General features: G+C 59.6%; 20 protein-coding genes. 14 read left to right on the plus strand and 6 right to left on the minus strand.

Annotated features, from left to right (window positions below; all coding sequences use genetic code 11):
- Position 1: 1 nt before the first annotated feature.
- On the minus strand, positions 2-1,141 hold the full coding sequence (locus tag KDX37_RS13035; RefSeq protein ID WP_231653116.1) for a glutathione-independent formaldehyde dehydrogenase: 1,140 nt from the start codon (positions 1,139-1,141) through the stop codon (positions 2-4).
- Positions 1,142-1,415: 274 nt separating this feature from the next.
- Between KDX37_RS13035 and KDX37_RS13040 the strand changes: the two genes are divergently transcribed.
- From KDX37_RS13040 to KDX37_RS13065, 6 genes are all read left to right on the plus strand, one after another.
- Positions 1,416-2,006, plus strand: coding sequence for an amino acid synthesis family protein (locus tag KDX37_RS13040; RefSeq protein WP_231653117.1), 591 nt, complete (start codon positions 1,416-1,418; stop codon positions 2,004-2,006).
- Between the two features lie 34 nt (positions 2,007-2,040).
- On the plus strand, positions 2,041-2,874 hold the full coding sequence (locus KDX37_RS13045) for an alpha/beta fold hydrolase (protein WP_231653118.1): 834 nt from the start codon (positions 2,041-2,043) through the stop codon (positions 2,872-2,874).
- Positions 2,871-4,352: an aldehyde dehydrogenase gene (locus KDX37_RS13050; RefSeq protein ID WP_231653119.1), complete on the plus strand. Its 1,482-nt coding sequence runs from the start codon at positions 2,871-2,873 to the stop codon at positions 4,350-4,352. The genes KDX37_RS13045 and KDX37_RS13050 overlap by 4 nt, the downstream gene beginning before the upstream one ends.
- Before the next feature lie 13 nt (positions 4,353-4,365).
- Entirely contained in the window at positions 4,366-4,851 is a 486-nt protein-coding gene (locus KDX37_RS13055; RefSeq protein WP_231653120.1) for a flavin reductase family protein, read from the plus strand.
- Positions 4,852-5,027: 176 nt separating this feature from the next.
- Positions 5,028-5,780: a GntR family transcriptional regulator gene (locus tag KDX37_RS13060; RefSeq protein WP_231653121.1), complete on the plus strand. Its 753-nt coding sequence runs from the start codon at positions 5,028-5,030 to the stop codon at positions 5,778-5,780.
- 1 nt (position 5,781) lies between these two features.
- A complete protein-coding gene (locus tag KDX37_RS13065; RefSeq protein WP_231653122.1) occupies positions 5,782-6,351 on the plus strand; it encodes an NUDIX hydrolase in 570 nt (189 codons plus the stop codon).
- Between the two features lie 15 nt (positions 6,352-6,366).
- On the opposite strand, the gene KDX37_RS13070 is transcribed toward KDX37_RS13065, so the two are convergent.
- Positions 6,367-6,663 (minus strand): DUF1330 domain-containing protein, encoded by a 297-nt coding sequence (locus KDX37_RS13070; protein ID WP_231653123.1) that lies wholly within the window; start codon positions 6,661-6,663, stop codon positions 6,367-6,369.
- 93 nt (positions 6,664-6,756) lie between these two features.
- Here KDX37_RS13070 and ribBA point away from each other — a divergent pair, with 93 nt between their 5' ends.
- The 5 genes from ribBA (at position 6,757) to KDX37_RS13095 (ending at position 12,107) form a co-directional block, all read left to right on the plus strand.
- Positions 6,757-7,866 carry a bifunctional 3,4-dihydroxy-2-butanone-4-phosphate synthase/GTP cyclohydrolase II gene (ribBA, locus tag KDX37_RS13075; RefSeq protein ID WP_231653124.1) on the plus strand — a complete coding sequence of 370 codons (1,110 nt, stop codon included), beginning with the start codon at positions 6,757-6,759 and terminating at the stop codon, positions 7,864-7,866.
- A 301-nt stretch (positions 7,867-8,167) separates the two neighbouring features.
- Positions 8,168-9,193 (plus strand): ABC transporter substrate-binding protein, encoded by a 1,026-nt coding sequence (locus KDX37_RS13080; protein WP_231653125.1) that lies wholly within the window; start codon positions 8,168-8,170, stop codon positions 9,191-9,193.
- Positions 9,178-10,134: an ABC transporter permease gene (locus tag KDX37_RS13085; RefSeq protein WP_231653126.1), complete on the plus strand. Its 957-nt coding sequence runs from the start codon at positions 9,178-9,180 to the stop codon at positions 10,132-10,134. Before KDX37_RS13080 ends, KDX37_RS13085 begins: the two co-directional genes overlap by 16 nt.
- Positions 10,135-10,140: 6 nt before the next feature.
- Positions 10,141-10,956 carry an ABC transporter permease gene (locus KDX37_RS13090; protein WP_231653127.1) on the plus strand — a complete coding sequence of 272 codons (816 nt, stop codon included), beginning with the start codon at positions 10,141-10,143 and terminating at the stop codon, positions 10,954-10,956.
- On the plus strand, positions 10,953-12,107 hold the full coding sequence (locus KDX37_RS13095; protein ID WP_231653128.1) for an ABC transporter ATP-binding protein: 1,155 nt from the start codon (positions 10,953-10,955) through the stop codon (positions 12,105-12,107). Before KDX37_RS13090 ends, KDX37_RS13095 begins: the two co-directional genes overlap by 4 nt.
- 39 nt (positions 12,108-12,146) lie before the next feature.
- Here the strand turns inward: KDX37_RS13095 and KDX37_RS13100 are convergent, their stop codons facing one another.
- On the minus strand, positions 12,147-13,061 hold the full coding sequence (locus KDX37_RS13100; RefSeq protein WP_231653129.1) for a LysR substrate-binding domain-containing protein: 915 nt from the start codon (positions 13,059-13,061) through the stop codon (positions 12,147-12,149).
- A 96-nt stretch (positions 13,062-13,157) separates the two neighbouring features.
- Between KDX37_RS13100 and KDX37_RS13105 the strand changes: the two genes are divergently transcribed.
- Positions 13,158-14,252 (plus strand): tartrate dehydrogenase, encoded by a 1,095-nt coding sequence (locus KDX37_RS13105; protein WP_231653130.1) that lies wholly within the window; start codon positions 13,158-13,160, stop codon positions 14,250-14,252.
- A gap of 15 nt (positions 14,253-14,267) precedes the next feature.
- Here KDX37_RS13105 and ptrR read toward each other — a convergent pair whose 3' ends face one another.
- Positions 14,268-15,170, minus strand: coding sequence for a putrescine utilization regulator PtrR (gene ptrR, locus KDX37_RS13110; protein ID WP_231653131.1), 903 nt, complete (start codon positions 15,168-15,170; stop codon positions 14,268-14,270).
- A gap of 102 nt (positions 15,171-15,272) precedes the next feature.
- Between ptrR and KDX37_RS13115 the strand changes: the two genes are divergently transcribed.
- Complete coding sequence (locus tag KDX37_RS13115; protein WP_231653132.1) at positions 15,273-16,664, plus strand: aldehyde dehydrogenase family protein; 1,392 nt, start codon at positions 15,273-15,275, stop codon at positions 16,662-16,664.
- A 72-nt stretch (positions 16,665-16,736) separates the two neighbouring features.
- Here KDX37_RS13115 and KDX37_RS13120 read toward each other — a convergent pair whose 3' ends face one another.
- Positions 16,737-17,321: a flavin reductase family protein gene (locus KDX37_RS13120; protein WP_231653133.1), complete on the minus strand. Its 585-nt coding sequence runs from the start codon at positions 17,319-17,321 to the stop codon at positions 16,737-16,739.
- Positions 17,322-17,467: 146 nt separating this feature from the next.
- On the opposite strand from KDX37_RS13120, the gene KDX37_RS13125 reads away from it, so the two are divergent.
- Positions 17,468-18,091 carry a nucleotidyltransferase family protein gene (locus KDX37_RS13125; RefSeq protein ID WP_231653134.1) on the plus strand — a complete coding sequence of 208 codons (624 nt, stop codon included), beginning with the start codon at positions 17,468-17,470 and terminating at the stop codon, positions 18,089-18,091.
- On the opposite strand, the gene KDX37_RS13130 is transcribed toward KDX37_RS13125, so the two are convergent.
- Complete coding sequence (locus KDX37_RS13130; protein WP_231653135.1) at positions 18,072-19,040, minus strand: XdhC family protein; 969 nt, start codon at positions 19,038-19,040, stop codon at positions 18,072-18,074. The two genes, KDX37_RS13125 and KDX37_RS13130, sit on opposite strands and share 20 nt — an antisense overlap.
- Between the last annotated feature and the right edge of the window lie 2 nt (positions 19,041-19,042).

Consider the following 19,042-nt stretch of genomic DNA (forward strand, 5'->3'; position numbering starts at 1 on the left):
GTCAGGCAGCTGGCTTGAGAACCACTTTGGTCCAGCCATCATCACGGGCGTCGAAATGCTGGTAAGCCGAAGGGCCTTCAGACAGTTTCAAGCGGTGGGAAATAATCTGGGAGGGCGTCGCTCGACCATGATGGATCAGTTCGGCCAAGCGACGGTTGTAGGCTTTGACGTTGGCTTGCCCGGTGCGAATCTGCTGACCCTTGAACCAGAAAGCGCCGAAATCGAAGGCCATCTTGCCCTCTTTGGCCAGTTCGTTCTGAGCGCCCGGATCCTGCGGCACGAACACGCCCACGACGCCGATTCCGCCGGTCGGTTTGGTCGATGCCACCAGGTTGTTCATGGTCAGATGGTTAGCCTCTTTGCCATGACGATCACAGCACTGATAACCCACGCATTCACAGCCCCGGTCGGTGCCTTTGCCATTCGTGAGGTTGAGGATCTGATCCACGGCGCCCTGCTCCACGGAATTGATCGGCGTCGCACCCATCTTCTCTGCCAGCGCCAGACGATCCGGGTGGCTGTCGACGACAAATACCTGCGAGGCACCCTTGATCATGGCGGAGTGCGCAGCCATCAGACCGACTGGCCCGGCTCCGTAAATCGCAACGCTTTCGCCCGGCAGCAAACCCGAAAGCTCAGTGGCATGCCAGCCAGTCGGAAAGATGTCTGACAGCATCACATAGTCGTCTTCGCGTTCGACGGCGTCCTCGGGAAGCAGCAGGCAGTTGAAGTCCGCATAGGGCACGCGCAGCAGTTCGGCCTGTCCGCCTTCATGGCTGCCCATGTCGGCAAAACCATAGGCAGCACCGGCGCTCCCCGGGTTGGCGGTCAGGCAGTAACCGGTCAGGCCTTTTTCGCAGTTTTCGCAGAAACCGCAGCCGATATTGAACGGCAGGCAGACCCGGTCGCCGACCTTGATGCGGTCAACGCCCGCGCCGACCTCAATGACTTCGCCCATGTTTTCGTGGCCGAAAATGCGCCCGGTTTCAAACGATGTACGGCCTTCGTACATGTGCAGATCCGAACCGCAGATATTGGTAGTGGTCACCCGGACAAGAGCGTCTGTCGGCTTCTCTATCTTCGCATCCGGTACGTTTTGAACGCTGACGTCACGCGGACCGTTGTAGACGATGGCTTTCATTCATGGCTCTCCAGACAGTGAAAAAAAACGTGAGCACGCTGCGGCTCACCGTATTTCTGTCACGACAGAAGCAGCCATGTTCAAAGTGATTGCCCGCACACCTGACGAATGGTCGTGATCGTTCACCAGCAAGCGAAGCGGTCTGGCCCGATGTTTTCCACGCACAGGGCGGTCGTGTAGCCCCTGAACGAGCGCACGAATAAAGCATATGCACGCCCAGTCTTATGGTATACCATCATACGAAATACAACTGCGCTTGATTCAGGAGTCCTGCATGAGCTTTGATATCCGCAAAATAGTCAATTACACCGAAGAAACCTTCATTGAAGGCGACAAAGCGACCGACAAGCCTGTGACCATGGTAGGCCTGGCCGTGGTGATCAAGAATCCTTGGCTCGGTCGTGGCTTCATCGAAGACCTCAAGCCTGAGATCCGCGCCAATTGCTCGGATCTGGGTGAGCTGATGGTCAAGCAACTCACTGACGCGATTGGCGGTGCGGACAAGATCGAGGCCTACGGTAAAGCTGCCGTGGTCGGTGCAGATGGCGAGATCGAACACGCCTCTGCCGTGATCCACACCCTGCGCTTCGGCAATCATTACCGCGAAGCAGTCAAGGCCAAGAGCTACCTGAGTTTTACCAACAAGCGCGGCGGCCCGGGTACCTCCATCCAGATTCCGATGATGCACAAGGATGACGAAGGCCTGCGCTCGCACTACATCACCCTGGAAATGCACATCGAAGACTCGCCGCGTGCCGACGAGATCGTTGTGGTGCTGGGTGCTGCAAACGGTGGACGTCTGCACCCGCGCATCGGCAACCGCTATATCGACCTGGAAGAACTGGCCGCCGAAAAGGCGCAGTGATCCGATCATGTTCACGTCTGCGCAGGAGCGATCCATGAGTCAGCTCACCGCTGAACGCACCCCGGCCGGGACCAGTTATCTGGCCACCGGCCAAGGCCACCCTGTGGTGTTGATTCACGGGGTGGGCCTGAACAAAGAGATGTGGGGCGGCCAGATCGTTGGGCTGGCATCGCACTACCAGGTCATCGCCTATGACATGCTGGGGCATGGTGCCAGCCCTCGACCCGACCCCGAAACCGGGCTGCCCGGTTATGCGCAACAACTTTACGAATTGCTGGACCATCTGGGGCTTACCCAGGCCAGCGTCATCGGCTTCTCGATGGGCGGTTTGGTCGCCAGGGCGTTTGCCTTGCAGTTCCCGGAACGCCTGTCCGGCCTGGTAATTCTCAACAGCGTGTTCAATCGCAGCCCCGAACAGCGAGCCGGCGTCATCGCGCGCACCAGCCAGGCGGCCGAACACGGTCCGGACGCCAATGCAGGCGAAGCGCTGTCGCGCTGGTTCAGCCGCGAGTACCAGGCGGCCAACCCTGCACAGATCGCTGCCATTCGGCAGAATCTGGCCAGCAACGACCCGCAGGGTTACTTGACCACCTACAAGCTGTTCGCGACGCAGGACATGTACCGCGCCGAGGATCTGGGCGATATTCGCGCACCGACGCTCATTGCTACCGGCGAGCTGGACCCTGGCTCAACGCCAGAAATGGCCCGCGAACTGGCGATGCGCATCAAAGGGGCGGAAGTCGCGATTCTGCCCGATCAGCGTCATATGATGCCGGTTGAATCGCCACGGCTGGTGAATCAGGTGCTGCTGAACTTTCTCGACAAGTCAGCAGCTGTTCACAACTCGATGAAAGGGATTGTTGCATGAGCCTTACCCGCTTCCAGATGTGCATCGACGGCCAATGGGTCGATGCGCTGTCAGGCAAGACCTTTGACAGTCTGAACCCGGCGCTGGCGCAGCCCTGGGCGCAGTTACCCGACGCGGGCGAAGACGACGTGGAGCGTGCCGTACAGGCCGCTCAACGCGCTTTCGAAAGCCCGGCATGGCGCGGTCTTACAGCCACTGCCCGAGGCAAATTGCTGCGCAGGCTGGGCGATCTGATTGCCGATAACAAGGAACAACTGGCCCAGCTGGAAAGCCGTGACAACGGCAAACTGATTCGTGAAACCCGCGGTCAGGTCAGCTACCTGCCAGAGTTCTTCCATTACACCGCAGGTCTTGCCGACAAGCTGGAAGGCGGCACCCTGCCCCTCGACAAACCGGATCTGTTTGCCTACACGGTGCACGAGCCGATGGGCGTGGTGGCCGGTATCATTCCCTGGAACAGTCCGCTGTATCTGACCGCTATCAAGCTCGCCCCAGCGCTTGCCGCCGGTAACACCATCGTCCTCAAGCCTTCAGAACACGCTTCCGCGACGGTGCTGGAACTGGCCCGACTCGCACTTGAGGCTGGCATTCCAGCGGGTGTGGTCAACGTCATCACCGGCTACGGCCCGACTACAGGAGCGGCGCTCACCCGCCATCCGCTGGTGCGCAAGATCGCCTTTACTGGCGGCGCAGCAACGGCCAGGCATGTGGTGCGCAGCAGTGCGGAAAACTTCGCCAAGCTGTCACTGGAACTGGGCGGCAAGTCTCCCAACATCATCTTTGCCGATGCCGACCTGGACAGCGCCATCAACGGTGCCGTGGCAGGCATTTATGCCGCGTCGGGCCAAAGCTGCGTGTCGGGCTCGCGGCTGCTGGTTCAGGACGAAATCTACGATACCTTCGTCGAAAGACTGGTCGAGCGCGCCAGCCGAATCCGCATTGGCAATCCGCAGGACGAAAGCACCGAGATGGGCCCCATGGCTACGGCGCAGCAGCTAGCCGTTGTCGAAGGTCTGGTGGCCGATGCACTGGCCGAAGGTGCGCGTCTTCGCCTGGGCGGCAAACGCCCTTCTATGGCCGGCGAGGGTTGGTTTTATGAGCCAACCCTGTTCGAATGCGACCACAACTCGATGAAAATAATGCAGGAAGAAGTCTTTGGTCCGGTGGCCTCGGTGATTCGGTTCAAGGATGAGGCAGAAGCGTTGGCGATTGCCAACGACTCCCAGTTCGGGCTGGCTGCTGGAATCTGGACCCGTGACCTGGGTCGCGCGCACCGTCTGGCGCGTGACATCCGCTCCGGTATTATCTGGGTCAACACCTACCGTGCCGTTTCAGCAATGGCGCCTATCGGTGGTTTCAAAAACAGCGGCTACGGCCGTGAGAGCGGGATAGACTCCGTGCTGGCCTATACCGAGCTGAAAACGGTATGGATCAACCTTTCGCAGGCGCCCATGCCTGATCCATTTGTCATGCGTTAACGAGGCTGCTGCGATGATCGAACCCGGTATCTACAAAGAAGTGATGGCGTCTTTCCCATCAGGCGTGACGATAGTCACCACGCTGGACCCTGAGGGCAATCTGGTCGGCATCACCGCCAGCGCCTTCAGCGCCCTGTCCATTGACCCTGCGCTGGTGCTGTTCTGCCCCAACTATGCGTCGGACACCTACCCTGTGCTGCGCGACAGCAAGAAGTTCGCGATTCATCTGCTCTCTGCGGAGCAACAGCCCGAGGCTTATGCCTTTGCCAGCAAAGGCAAGGACAAGACCAAAGGCATCGAGTGGCACCTGAGCGAACTGGGCAACCCGCTGCTCAGCAAGGCGACGGCTATCATCGAATGTGAGCTGTGGCGCGAATACGACGGTGGTGACCACGCGATCATCGTCGGTGCGGTAAAAAATCTGATATTGCCTGCGATTCCTGTGACACCCATGGTCTATCACCGAGGCAAGATGGGCGCGCTGCCAGCGCTGGTCTGACAACGTCAGGGGCGTTTTGTTGGTTGCGGGCAACGGCGTGATAAACTCGGCCGCGACCCGGATTCAATCGTCCGGGCCATGCTGTAGCCCGCCTCGACAGCGGGTTGCCGACATGAGCGAGGCCCTTTGCCGGGGCCACGTTTTTCCACTTTGACAGCCTACTCTGAGCGCACCTGATGAAACGCCTGCCACTCGACGACAACTTCAAGGTCAACCGCAACCCCGTGACTCTGCGCGAGATCGTGCTCGACAAACTGCGCAGTGCGATCATGAATTTTCAGCTGCTGCCAGGGGATCGGCTTGTCGAGCGGGACCTGTGCGATCGACTCGGCGTCAGTCGCACGTCGGTTCGCGAAGCACTCCGCCACCTCGAGTCTGAAGGCCTGGTCGAATTTGCTGACGCAAAAGGGCCAAGGGTCGCCATTATCACCCTGGCGGACGCCTGCGACATCTATGAGCTGCGCTGCGTGCTGGAAGGGTTGATCGTTCAATTGTTCACCTTGCGTGCCAAACCCAAGGACATTCGTGCGTTGGAAAAAGCCCTGGAAGACAATCGCAAGTCACTCAAGGAAGGTGAGTTGCAGCAGGTCATCGATTCGGTTCAGGGGTTTTATGACGTGCTGCTCGAAGGCTCGGGCAACCATGTTGCTGCGACTCAACTGCGCCAGTTGCAAGCACGGATCAGTTACCTGCGCGCCACGTCGGTTTCCCAGGAAAACCGCCGCGAAGCCAGTAACAAGGAAATGGAGCTGATGGTAGAAGCCATCAAGAGCGGCGATCCACTGGCCGCACACCAGGCGTGTGTCGATCATGTGCGCAAGGCGGCTCACGTGGCGTTGCAGTATCTGAAGTCCAAGCAGGACGACGACGCAAAAGTGCGCGATATCGTGGCGCCGGTCGCGCTCAAAGAACCCCGTATGGGCCGCTGACATGGGCACACGTCCACCGCGTTTTTGCCCGCAATGCGGCAGTGCCGAACTCGGTCAGCGCGTTCCGCCAGGCGATACGCATACGCGGTGGATGTGCGCAGGTTGTGACTACATTCACTACATCAACCCCAAGATCATCGCCGGCTGCATCATCGAGCAGGAGGGCAAATACCTGCTGTGCCAGCGTGCGATCCCGCCTCGCCCTGGCACCTGGACTTTGCCTGCCGGGTTCATGGAAGGAGGTGAGACTACCGAGCAGGCGGCCCTGCGCGAAGTCTGGGAAGAAAGCGGCGTGCGCGCCGAGATCATCTCGCCCTATTCCATTTTCAGCGTGCCGCAGATCAGCGAGGTGTACATCGTCTTTCGCGCCGTTGCGATCGAGATTACCGGCCAGTTCGGCCCGGAAACCCTGGACTACAAGTTCTTCGCCCCCGAAGACATTCCCTGGGACAGCATTTACTACCCCGCCATCCGCCAGATTCTCGAGCGCTATATCGAAGAGCGTCAGGCGGGCGTTTACGGGATCTACATCGGCAATGACGACACCGGCAAGGTGCACTTCATTCGATAAAGCGGTGCGCAACCGTCAGTTGCCCGCAAACCCTTCGACAATGACGATTTCTGCCCTTGCAGCGCCCTGCCGGTAACTCATTGCCTGCTGATACTCAGCCGATTGATAACAGGCGACCGCCTGCTCGTAAGACTCGAACTCAATGACGACGGTACGCTGCGGAGTAGCCCGCCCTTCCAAGGCGTCGGAGCGGCCGCCCCGCGCCATGAATTTGCCACCAAATAGTTGGAACGCCGCTGGCGCTCGCTGGGTATATTGACTGTACTGCTCAGGGTCAGTCACGTCGACGTGCGCAATCCAATAAGCCTTCATCGTGATCTCACTGTTTCATTGATAGGGAATCTGTGAAATATTCTGTCTTATGGTATACCACGATTCATTCATCCATAACACCGAGATCCGAGCATGGCATTCGATCGTATCGAAGACATCATTGATGACTTCCGGCAAGGCAAGATGGTCCTGCTGGTCGATGACGAAGACCGGGAAAACGAAGGCGATCTGTTGCTTGCAGCGGATTGCTGCACGCCTGAGGCAATCAGCTTCATGGCCCGCGAAGCACGCGGCCTGATTTGCCTGACGCTGACCGATGAGCATTGTCAGCGTCTGGGGCTTGAGCAGATGGTTCCCAGCAATGGCAGCGTGTTCGCAACAGCCTTCACCGTGTCTATAGAGGCGACAACCGGCGTCACTACCGGTATCAGCGCCGCCGACCGTTGCCGAACGGTTCAGGCGGCTGTCCACCCGGCTGCGGCGCCGGAAGACCTGGTACAACCGGGCCATATATTCCCGTTGCGCGCCCGCGAAGGCGGCGTATTGACCCGCGCTGGTCACACTGAAGCCGGCTGTGACCTGGGTCGTCTCGCCGGTTTGACGCCCGCTTCGGTGATTGTTGAGGTCATGAATGATGACGGCACGATGGCCAGGCGCGATGACTTGATAAGGTTCGCCAACAAGCACGGGATACGCATCGGCACCATCGCCGACCTGATCCATTACCGACTGAGTACCGAACACACGATCGTCAGGATCGGCGAGCGCGATCTGCCCACCGTGCACGGCACGTTCCGCCTGTTCAGCTACGAAGACCGCATCGAGGGTGGCGTACACATGGCCATGGTGATGGGCGACATCAAGCCCGATTTCCCGACACTGGTGCGTGTCCATGTGGTCGATCCACCGCGTGATCTGGTGGGGGCCGAATACACCGGGCCTGCCAACTGGACGCTGTGGGCGGCCCTGCAAAGAGTCGCGGAAGAAGGTCATGGCGTAGTCGTGGTACTGGCCAACCACGAGTCATCTCAGGCCTTGCTGGAGCGTATCCCTCAGCTTACCCAGCCACCGCGACAGTACACCCGCTCCCAGTCACGCATCTATTCCGAAGTGGGGACCGGCGCGCAGATCCTGCAAAACCTCGGTGTCGGGAAGTTGCGCCATCTGGGCCCACCGCTCAAATATGCAGGTCTCACCGGCTACGATCTGGAAGTCGTTGAAAGCATTCCGTTTCCTGGATAACGCCCGCGCAGCGCTGGTGAATATCAGCCATGAGTCACAAGCCGCAGGCTTTGGGCATCCCACTGAGATCGATTAAAAACGCCGAATCCGAGCGTTTCGAAAGGGCAAAGTGCTTGCACAAAGTTTGGAATACCATAATATGATATCCCGTAGACCGATTGTTTTGTCAGGCGCCCCCGCTCTGGGACAGCCCAATAAAAGCCCTGACAGGTCGCCAGTTTCAACGGTCCTCTGGACCTACTGCTCCCGAATACGCGGGCAAGAAAAGCCCGCTCAAAACACAACAAATGAGGGCGTGAAAATGGTGTTGAACAAACGTGCAACGGCAGTCCTGGCGGCTGGCGTTCTGGCCCTTTCAAGTGCAGCCGCCATGGCCGCCGAAAGCGTCAACTTCGTAAGCTGGGGTGGCTCCACACAGGACGCCCAGAAACAGGCGTGGGCGGCTCCGTTCACCAAATCCAGCGGCATCACCGTCGTGCAGGACGGCCCGACTGACTACGGCAAACTCAAGGCCATGGTTGAAAGCGGCAACGTGCAGTGGGACGTCGTTGATGTCGAAGCCGACTTCGCCCTGCGCGCCGCTGCCGAAGGCCTGCTGGAGCCTCTGGATTTCAATACCATCAAGCGCGACAGAATCGACCCGCGCTTTGTGTCCGACCACGGCGCCGGTTCGTTCTTCTTCTCCTTCGTGCTGGGCTACAACGTAGGCAAGGTTGGCGCCAAACCGCCGGTCGACTGGGCAGCCATGTTCGACACCAAGACCTACCCTGGCAAACGTGCAATGTACAAATGGCCGAGCCCAGGCGTGCTTGAGCTGGCTCTGCTCGCCGATGGTGTCGCAGCCGACAAGCTCTACCCTCTCGACCTGGACCGCGCCTTCAAGAAGCTCGACACCATCAAGAAAGACATCGTCTGGTGGGGCGGCGGTGCCCAGTCGCAACAGTTGCTCGCGTCCGGCGAAGCCGTCATGGGCCAGATGTGGAACGGCCGCGTCTACGCCCTTCAACAGGATGGCGCCCCGGTGGGTGTGAGCTGGAAGCAGAATCTGGTTATGGCCGACTTCCTGGTAGTGCCAAAAGGCGCCAGGAACAAGGATGCCGCAATGAAGTTCATTGCCGAAGCAACCAGCCCACGCGGTCAGGCTGACTTCTCCAACCTGAGCGCCTACGCCCCGGTAAACCTCGACAGCGTGGCACGCCTGGACTCAACGCTGGCGAAAAACCTGCCGACCGCCTATGCCCCGGACCAGATCACTCTCGACTTCGCATACTGGGCCAAGAACGGTCCGGACATTGCGACACGGTGGAACGAATGGCTGGTCAAGTAAAAATGACGGCTGCGGTTACCCGACCTTCCAACCCGGCCGGGGGTGCGTCCAGCACCGCCGGTGCGGCTATCAAAAAGGCGGCGACCATGCAGCCCTCCACCTCCCTTGCCCAGCGCTGGCGTGGCAGTCGTAATCTGCTTCCGGCGCTGATCTTCCTGGGTCTGTTCTTCTTCGCACCCTTGATCGGCCTGTTGCTGCGCGGCGTACTGGAGCCCACACCGGGCCTTGGCAACTACGAGCAACTGTTCGCCAACTCGGCGTATTCGCGGGTGTTGCTCAATACCTTTTCGGTCGCGGGCCTGGTCACGCTGTTCAGCCTGTTGCTGGGCTTCCCGCTGGCCTGGGTGATTACCTTGGTACCGCGTGGCTGGGGCCGCTGGATTTTCAACATCGTGCTGCTGTCGATGTGGACCAGTCTGTTGGCGCGCACTTATTCCTGGCTGGTGCTGTTGCAGGCATCCGGGGTCATCAACAGGTGTCTGATGGCGATGGGCATCATCGATCAGCCACTGGAAATGGTTCATAACCTGACAGGCGTGGTGATCGGGATGAGCTACATCATGATCCCGTTCATCGTGCTGCCCCTGCAGGCGACCATGCAGGCCATCGACCCGATGGTGTTGCAGGCCGGTTCGATCTGCGGTGCAAGTCCATGGACCAACTTTTTCAGGGTATTCCTGCCGCTGTGCCGTCCGGGGCTGTTCTCCGGTGGTCTGATGGTGTTTGTCATGTCGCTCGGTTACTACGTCACCCCGGCACTGCTCGGTGGGGCGCAGAACATGATGCTGCCTGAGTTCATCGTCCAGCAGGTGCAGTCGTTCCTCAACTGGGGCCTGGCCAGCGCCGCTGCAGCGCTGCTGATCCTGATCACCCTGGTGCTGTTCTACTTCTACCTGAAGCTCCAACCGGAATCCCCGGTCGGCGCCAGTAATGCGAGGTAAGCCGCCATGCTCCTGACACCCAATGCCATGAGCCCAGGATTGCGAACAGGTCTTTACCTGACCACGGGCCTGATCGCACTGTTCCTGCTGTTGCCGATCCTGTTTATCGTCCTGCTGTCTTTCGGCTCCTCCCAGTGGCTGATGTTTCCGCCGCCGGGCTGGACGCTCAAGTGGTATCAGCAGTTTTTCTCAAACCCCGAGTGGATGGCCGCTGCGGCATCCAGCTTCAAGGTCGCCATTCTGACCACCATCAGCGCCGTGGCGCTGGGCCTGCCGACTGCTTTTGCCCTGGTTCGCGGCCGTTTTCCTGGTCGTGACCTGCTGTACGGCATCTTCACCCTGCCGATGATCGTTCCTTTGGTGATCATCGCCGTGGCGGTGTACGCGCTGTTCCTCAAGCTCGGGTACACCGGCACGCTGTTTTCCTTCGTGGTCAGCCACGTAATTGTCGCCCTGCCCTTTACCATCATCTCGATCATCAACTCGCTGAAGCTGTTCGATCAGTCGATTGAGGATGCAGCGGTGATCTGTGGCGCATCGCGTCTGCAGGCCATTTACAAAGTGACCTTCCCCGGCATTCGTCCCGGCATGATGGCCGGTGCGCTGTTCGCGTTCCTGGTGTCGTGGGACGAAGTGGTGCTGAGCGTGATGATGGCCAGCCCGACCCTGCAAACCCTACCCGTCAAAATGTGGACCACGTTGCGCCAGGACCTGACACCTGTGATCGCCGTCGCCTCGACGCTGCTGATCGCCCTGTCGGTAATGATCATGTTCATCGCCGCTGGCCTGCGCCGCCGCAACGAAGCCAGGAGTACCTCATGAGTGCCGTGATCAAAGACCCCGCACACGCCGACCAGAAGCCTCTGGTCAGCCTCTGCAACCTCAACAAGCATTACGGTGATTTTGCTGCCGTCGACGACATTTCGCTGGACATCCAGAACGGTGAGTTTCTCACGTTTCTGGGCTCCAGCGGCTCGGGCAAGAGCACCACACTGTCGATGCTCGCCGGCTTCGAGACACCCAGCTCAGGCGAAATCCTGGTCAACGGCAAGTCACTGGTGAATGTGCCGCCGCACAAACGGGACATCGGCATGGTGTTTCAGCGCTATTCGCTGTTCCCGCATTTGTCGGTGCGCGACAACATTGCCTTCCCGCTGGCGATTCGCAAACTGCCTGCGGCCGAGCGGGAAAAGCGAGTCGACGCAATGCTCAAGCTGGTGCAACTGGAAGCGTTCGCGCACCGCCGCCCTTCACAACTGTCTGGCGGCCAGCAACAGCGGGTTGCTATTGCCCGGGCGCTGGTCTATGAGCCACGCATTCTGCTGATGGACGAACCACTGGGCGCGCTTGATAAAAAACTGCGCGAAGACCTTCAGGACGAGCTGCGTCAGTTGCACAGACGACTGGGCATTACCATCGTCTATGTGACCCACGATCAGGAAGAAGCCATGCGCCTGTCGCAGCGTATTGCGATCTTCAGCCACGGCAAGATCGTTGGGCTGGGTTCGGGTTACGACTTGTATCAGAACCCGCCAAACGCTTTTGTCGCCTCGTTTCTCGGCAACTCCAACTTTCTCCGGCTCAAGGCGCAGGGCAACGCGGTGGCAACATTCGAGGGCAGGCCGCTGACCATTCGCCTGACCACCGGCCTGAAGACCGATCAGGACGTGTTGCTGATAGTTCGTCCGGAAAAGGCTCAGGCGCTGAGCGTGGAGCAGGCATCGGCCAACCCACTGGACGCGGGCTGGAACGAAGTCACCGCCAACGTCACCGAGGTACTGTTTCTGGGCGAAAGCCAGACCTGCTCAGTGGTGACATCCGGCGGTACAGCGATGACTGTCAAGGCGTTGTCGGCGACCGGCATGCCGCTCAAGGCAGGCGATCCGGTGCGCGTGCGCTGGGCGGCTGCGGATGCCTGTATTTACACCGAATGGGCAGACAGCGACCTGAACAAGGCAGCAGGCGCGCATTGAGTGCGAGCCGCCGACCCCTTCCTCAAGGGATTGGCGGCGTCAGGCCTCGGACATTCCGGGATGCTGAGCAAAAAACTCCCGCAAAAACTCTACCGTCACCCGCACTTTGGCCGAGCTCATCAGGGGTGAGGTGTGCACCGCCCAGATGTCAGCGTCCTGACGATACTCGGGTAATACGTGCACCAAATGCCCTGCGGCCAGATCGGCGCGCACGTCCCACAGCGAACGCAACAGCACGCCTCGCCCATCAAGACACCACTGCCGTGCGATTTCCCCATGATTGGTCGACAGGCTGCCGGTGATCTTCACCGTTTCTGCGCCACTGGGACCGTGCAGGTGCCAGATGCCGAACGGGCGGTCCCGCTCCTTGATCACCAGACAATCATGGTTGGCGAGTTCTGCCAGGCTGACAGGTATGCCGCGTTGTGCGAGGTAGCCGGGGCTGGCGCACAGCACTCGCCAGTTGCTGGCCAGGTGTTTGGCACGCAGGTGCGGAGCAATGTCGTTGCCTACGCGGATGTCCAGATCAACGCCCTCCTCGATCAGGTCAATCAGCCGGTCCTGAATATCCAGGCGTATATCCAGTCGTGAATAGCGCACGGCCAATTCAGAAAGCGCCGGGGCGACGAAGCGGCGACCGAACCCCTGACTGCTTACAACCCGTAGCAGCCCGCTCGGCTCGCCATGCAGGGCCGCGACTTCGTCACCCATTTGCTGCACCGATTCAAGAATGCCTTTGGCCCACTCGTACACCCGCTCGCCATCTTCGGTGATCGATACCTGCCGGGTAGAACGGTGCAACAACACGACGCCCATGTTCTGTTCCAGCAAACGAATACGTTTGCTCACATAGGCCGCAGACATCCCGAGCTCACCGGCGGCACCGACAAAGCTGGAGCGGCGCGCCACATGGATGAACACGTTGAGGTCATCAAGGCTTGGGTAATTGTTCACGAATCGTGTTCCTGCAATCCATTAATTGGCTGATTATCTTTGCTTCGTGAGCTTATAGCATGGCAAGCCTGTGCAACCCATCGAGAACGCCCCACCATGAACAACAAGAAACTGCGTATCGCCGCCATCGCCGGTGACGGGATTGGCCTGGAAGTGTTGCCGGAAGGCGTCCGCGTGGTGCAAGCCGCCGCTGAACGACATGGCCTGGAGCTGGAATTCGAATACTTCGAATGGGCCAGCTGCGACTATTACCTGGAGCACGGCAAGATGATGCCGGACGACTGGTTCGAGCAGCTAGAAGGCTTCGATTCGATTTTCTTCGGCGCAGTGGGCTGGCCGGACAAAGTGCCTGACCACATTTCGCTGTGGGGCTCGCTGCTTAAATTCCGTCGCGAGTTCGACCAGTACGCCAATATTCGCCCGGTGCGCCTGTTCCCCGGCGTTCCCTGCCCGCTGGCCAACCGCAAGCCAGGCGACATCGATTTTATCGTGGTCCGGGAAAACACCGAAGGTGAGTACTCGTCACTGGGCGGCATCATGTTCGAGAACACCGAAAACGAGTTCGTATTGCAGGAGTCGGTGTTCACCCGCCGTGGTGTCGACCGCATCCTCAAATACGCCTTCGAACTGGCCAGCAAACGCGAGCGCAAGCATGTGACATCGGCGACCAAATCCAACGGCATGGCAGTGAGCATGCCGTACTGGGACAAACGCACCGAGGCCATGGCCAGCCAGTATCCAGCGATCAGTTGGGACAAGCAGCACATCGACATTCTGTGCGCGCGCTTTGTGCTGCAACCGGAACGCTTTGATGTCGTCGTAGCGTCCAATCTGTTCGGTGACATCCTCAGCGACCTGGGTCCGGCATGCGCCGGCACCATCGGCATTGCGCCTTCGGCGAACCTGAACCCGGAGCGCAACTTCCCTTCGCTGTTCGAGCCGGTACACGGCTCCGCTCCGGATATTTTCGGCAAAAACATCGCCAACCCGATTGCCATGATCTGGTCCGGTGCCTTGATGCTGGAATTCCTGGGCCAGGGCGATGCACGCTTCACCGCTGCGCACGACGAGATCGTGACCGCGATCGAGCAGGTGATTGCCAGTGGCGATGTCACGCCGGACCTCGGTGGCCAGCGATCAACTCAGGAAGTCGGTGCAGCGATTGCCCGGCGTGTGTCAGCGCCTCGATAAGCGCCTGCCAGCGTGTCAGCCGCTCTTCAGCGGCTGCGCACGCGATGGCCCGGAGTTCGCCATCTGGTCTTCAACCAGTTGCACAAAGCGCGTCAGGCTTTGTGAAACGGTGCCCCGCCGCCAGATCAACCAGGTATTCAGATAACGAAACGCTTCAGACAACGGCCAGATACTGACGGCAGAGCAGCCCGGCATGCTTTCCAGCATGCTGCGCGGCATTAACGCCAGGCCCGCCCCGGCGCTGACACAGGCCAACATGCCGTGGTAAGACTCCATTTCATGGATCTTGCCTGGCACGGCCGCATCCTCGCTGAACCAGCGCTCGAAATGATGCCGATACGAGCAGTTGGGACGAAACGCATAAATGCTTTCGCCACTGACATCCCGCCCGCGTGTGACCGGCGCATGGTGCAGCGGCGCGATGATGACCATCTCTTCCTCGAATACCGGCACCCCTTCAAGCGACGGATGCAGCACTGGCCCGTCCACGAAGGCAGCTACCAGGCGTCCCGCCAACACACCGTCGATCATCGTCCCGGACGGCCCGGTCGACAGGTCCAGTTCGACCTTGGCGTATTGCTGGTTGTACGCCGCAAGCAAACCGGGAATACGCACTGCCGCAGTACTTTCCAGCGAGCCCAGAGAGAACGGTCCTTGCGGTTCTTCGCCCGACACAGCCAGACGTGCCTCCTGCACCAGATCAAGAATCCTGCGGGTGTAATCGAGAAAATTCCAACCTGCGGGTGACAGCCGCAAGCGTGCTTTCTCACGGATGAACAGCTCGACGCCCAGGTCTTCTTCGAGTTGCTTGATACGCGTGGTCAGGTTCGAAGGCACACGATGAATATGCTGGGCCGCAGCGCTGATGCTGCCGTGCTCGGCAACAGCCTTGAAAATCTCCAGCTGGACAAGATCCATACTCATTCTCCAAACGTGAACATATCGCTCATTATTATTCAGTTTTAGAAAGCATTGCACGCGGATATTCTGGTTCCATTCCCACTTGAACAGGATGGCGCCATGACCACCTTATCCAGCAACACCCACGCGCTCTCGATCAACCCCGCCACCGGCGAGCAGATCGGCCAGTACGCCTATGAAACCGACGCTGCACTCGATCAGGCACTGACACGTGCGGCAAGCAGTTTCGTCAAATGGAAACGCGAGCCCATCGAAGGGCGCGCTCAGCGAATCGTCGCCCTGGGCCAGGCCCTGCGCGACGAGGCTGACACCCTTGCACGCATGATCAGCAATGAAATGGGCAAGCCCATCGCTCAAGCAAAAGGCGAAGTCGAAAAATGCGCCCAGTTATGTGACTGGTACGCGGCACAAGGCCCGGCGATGCTGGTGGCCGAATCGACTCAGGTCGAAAACGACAAGGCCCGTATCGAATACCGCCCGCTCGGTCCGATCCTTGCGGTCATGCCGTGGAACTTCCCGATCTGGCAGGTGCTACGCGGCGCCGTCCCCACTTTGCTGGCTGGCAACACCTACGTGCTCAAGCACGCACCCAACGTAATGGGCTGTGCCTATCTGATGCAGGATGCGTTCAAGCGCGCCGGTTTTCCTGAGGGCGTGTTTGAAGTGATCAACGTGACCCAGGACGGCGTGTCAAAAGCCATTGCCGACCCACGGATTGCCGCCGTCACGCTGACCGGCAGCGTCCGGGCGGGCATGGCCATCGGCGCTCAGACCGGCGCTGCGCTGAAAAAATGTGTTCTGGAACTGGGGGGCTCCGACCCGTTCATCGTGCTCAACGATGCCGACCTGGATCAAGCGGTAAAAGCCGCCGTGATCGGCCGATACCAGAACACCGGACAAGTCTGTGCAGCGGCCAAGCGTCTGATCATCGAAGCAGGCGTGGTTGAGGCTTTCACCCGCAAGTTTGTCGAACAAACGCAGGCACTGGTGATGGGCGATCCTTTGGCTGCCAATACCTATATAGGCCCGATGGCGCGTTTCGATCTGCGTGACGAACTGGACGAACAGGTACAGGACACGCTTGCCGAAGGCGCCACACTGCTGCTGGGCGGCGAGAAAGTTGCAGGCCAGGGCAACTTCTATGCACCGACCATACTGGGCGGCGTGACCGATCAGATGACTTCGTTCAAGCAGGAACTGTTCGGTCCTGTGGCCTCTATCATCACGGCTCGTGACGCCCGTCATGCCTTGCAGCTGGCCAATGACAGCGAGTTCGGCCTGACCGCCACGGTCTACACCCGCAACCTGGAGCTGGCCGAACAACTGACTGAAGAACTGGAAACCGGTGGCGTATTCATCAACGGCTACAGCGCTTCGGACCCGCGCGTCAGCTTTGGTGGCGTGAAGAAAAGCGGCTTCGGGCGAGAGCTGTCGCACTTTGGCGTACGCGAGTTCTGCAACGCGCAAACCGTCTGGCGTGATCGCAACTGATCTGAAGTCGTTGAGCGAAAACGGGGAGCCATGAGCTCCCCGTTTTCGTTGATGTCACTCGACAACGTGCGCTTATGACTCGTCGGTTTCCACAATGGCAGGCTCACCAATGGTGTAGAAATGCCCGCCTGCAATGTAATGCAGGCTGCGCCATTTGGGATCGGCTTTTTCAAACTCCCAGTGGCCATCGTTGAACACACGAGTATCAGCCCAGGCGCCGACGACTTCGGCGATGAACAGGTCGTAGGTCTGCTGGTTGTGTGGCTCCGGAATGACTTGGCAGATCAGCCAGGCAGAGCAGCCTGCCACCAGCGGTGTATCGTGATCTTCGATACGGAACAGCTCAACCCCGGCTTTGTCGAGTTTGTCCGGAGCGAACACCAGGCTTTGGGTGCCGACTTCAAACGTCAGGTTAAGTTGATCGACGTTAGGGATCTGCAGCGCAAAATAGCCGCTCTTTTCAACCAGGGTGCGGGTTTTGGTCATCTTGTCGATGACCAGCGTCACCTTGGGTGGCGAGAAGTCCAGCGCACACGCCCAAGCGGCTGACATGACGTTGTACACACCATCATGACTGGAGGACACCAGTACGGTCGGGCCGTGGTTGAGCAAGCGATAGGCTTTTTCCAATTCGACCGGGCGGATGTGATTGTCCACTAGAAACCCTCAAAAGACATGAATCGAGCCACTAACGACCCGGCAGCGAAATGAGGCATTGTACGTGCACCGCACTGCCAGGAACCTGCTGTGACAGTGCTGAGACGTGTACCCCTTGCTTCCTCACCTCTTGATAAGGATTCGGATTGACCAGCATAGACCGCCCGATTCCCCAAGTGTTCGCCCTCATTCTCGCGGCGGGCCGCAGCACCCGCTTCGAGGGCGACAAACGTCAGGCGCTTCTGCCCTGCGGCCGTTCCATGTTAACGGCGAGTATGGAGGGTGCCAGAAAAGCATTCAGCAACATTGGGGTGGTATTACGCAATGACGATGATGCAGATGCGCTCGGCATACCGTCCAGCGTGCAGGTCATTCGCAGCGAGCACGCGCACTTGGGCATGGGCCACAGCCTTGCAAGCGGGATTGAAGCGCTGATGTTGTCTCCGTTCGACGCGGTGGCGGTTTTGTTGGCAGACATGCCCTGGATACAGACGCAGACCTTGCGCGACCTTGCGAAGATGGCCGATCCACAACGCATCGCGCTGCCCACGCATGACGGACAGCGAGGTCATCCGGTGATCATCGGCCGGGCATTCTGGCCTGCCCTGCTGACGCTCGAGGGCGATCAAGGCGCCAGGGCCGTGATCGCCGCGAACGCCGCACAATGTGATGTGATGGCGTGTGACGACCCCGGCACGCTACGCGATGCCGATACCCGCTCAGCGCTCGAGATTGCCTGTCAGCAACACCTCACAATGCCTCGCGACTGACGCCGTTGGCGACCCTCAGCACGTCTGCCATCACGGCTATTGCAATTTCAGCAGGCGTTTTACTGCCCAGATTCAACCCGATCGGCGCATGAATGCGCGCCAGCGCCTCTTCATCCAGCCCGCCGATGCGCGTCAGCCGCTCGAGGCGCTTGCCGCTGGTGCGCATCGAGCCCATGGCGCCAATGTAGAACGCCTCGGTGCGCACGGCTTCCAGTAGGGTGAGGTCATCCAGTTTTGGATCATGAGTCAGCGCCAATACCGCGGTGGACGCATGGCAACCACCTTCGGCGATAAACACCGCAGGCAACACGCCACGTACTTCCACGCCCGGCATGGAAAACCCGGCAGTCACCTCGGTTCGAGGGTCGCAAACGATGACCTCGTAGCCCATGGCAACGGAGAAACTGGCACAGAATTCGGCCACGGGTGATAACCCTGCCAACAACACCCGATACACCGCGCCCATACGGATGCTGATGCGCTCATTGTCGACGCGGACCCGCGCTTCACCCAGCGTGGCCGGGCCCAGATTTCGCTGACCGCAGCCCAGCAGCACGTTGCGGGTCAATAACTCACGACCTGCCAGCGCCTGCTCGACAGCCGCCAGATGTCGGTCCGCATCGGGAGAGGGCTTAATGCACTCGATCAGCACATCCAGTACACCGCCGCATGGCAAGGCCATCGTAGGTGCAAGCCCACCCTCCCCGTAACGCACGATCTGGTTGATCGGGTCAAAACCGCCTGCGGCCACTCGCTCGAGAAAATCCTCTTCCACGCAGCCACCGGACAGCGAGCCACGGTGCTCACCGTTGTCGAGCGCCACCAGCATGGCGCCCGGCCCGCGCGGGGCTGAGCCGAACGTCGACAGCACGGTGCACAGCCACACCGGTTTGCCGACGGCCAGCCAGTCACGCGCCTGCTGAATGACCTGCAAATCGAGTTGCTTCATTT

This window comes from Pseudomonas californiensis, from assembly GCF_021147775.1.
In the GTDB taxonomy this organism is placed as follows: domain Bacteria; phylum Pseudomonadota; class Gammaproteobacteria; order Pseudomonadales; family Pseudomonadaceae; genus Aquipseudomonas; species Aquipseudomonas californiensis.

Bases quoted from the DNA above. Each gene is read 5' to 3' on its own strand.
- KDX37_RS13035 (WP_231653116.1), bottom strand. From the start codon at position 1,141: ATGAAAGCCATCGTCTACAACGGTCCGCGTGACGTCAGCGTTCAAAAC.
- KDX37_RS13040 (WP_231653117.1), top strand. From the start codon at position 1,416: ATGAGCTTTGATATCCGCAAAATAGTCAATTACACCGAAGAAACCTTC.
- KDX37_RS13045 (WP_231653118.1), top strand. From the start codon at position 2,041: ATGAGTCAGCTCACCGCTGAACGCACCCCGGCCGGGACCAGTTATCTG.
- KDX37_RS13050 (WP_231653119.1), top strand. From the start codon at position 2,871: ATGAGCCTTACCCGCTTCCAGATGTGCATCGACGGCCAATGGGTCGAT.
- KDX37_RS13055 (WP_231653120.1), top strand. From the start codon at position 4,366: ATGATCGAACCCGGTATCTACAAAGAAGTGATGGCGTCTTTCCCATCA.
- KDX37_RS13060 (WP_231653121.1), top strand. From the start codon at position 5,028: ATGAAACGCCTGCCACTCGACGACAACTTCAAGGTCAACCGCAACCCC.
- KDX37_RS13065 (WP_231653122.1), top strand. From the start codon at position 5,782: ATGGGCACACGTCCACCGCGTTTTTGCCCGCAATGCGGCAGTGCCGAA.
- KDX37_RS13070 (WP_231653123.1), bottom strand. From the start codon at position 6,663: ATGAAGGCTTATTGGATTGCGCACGTCGACGTGACTGACCCTGAGCAG.
- ribBA (WP_231653124.1), top strand. From the start codon at position 6,757: ATGGCATTCGATCGTATCGAAGACATCATTGATGACTTCCGGCAAGGC.
- KDX37_RS13080 (WP_231653125.1), top strand. From the start codon at position 8,168: ATGGTGTTGAACAAACGTGCAACGGCAGTCCTGGCGGCTGGCGTTCTG.
- KDX37_RS13085 (WP_231653126.1), top strand. From the start codon at position 9,178: ATGGCTGGTCAAGTAAAAATGACGGCTGCGGTTACCCGACCTTCCAAC.
- KDX37_RS13090 (WP_231653127.1), top strand. From the start codon at position 10,141: ATGCTCCTGACACCCAATGCCATGAGCCCAGGATTGCGAACAGGTCTT.
- KDX37_RS13095 (WP_231653128.1), top strand. From the start codon at position 10,953: ATGAGTGCCGTGATCAAAGACCCCGCACACGCCGACCAGAAGCCTCTG.
- KDX37_RS13105 (WP_231653130.1), top strand. From the start codon at position 13,158: ATGAACAACAAGAAACTGCGTATCGCCGCCATCGCCGGTGACGGGATT.
- ptrR (WP_231653131.1), bottom strand. From the start codon at position 15,170: ATGGATCTTGTCCAGCTGGAGATTTTCAAGGCTGTTGCCGAGCACGGC.
- KDX37_RS13115 (WP_231653132.1), top strand. From the start codon at position 15,273: ATGACCACCTTATCCAGCAACACCCACGCGCTCTCGATCAACCCCGCC.
- KDX37_RS13130 (WP_231653135.1), bottom strand. From the start codon at position 19,040: ATGAAGCAACTCGATTTGCAGGTCATTCAGCAGGCGCGTGACTGGCTG.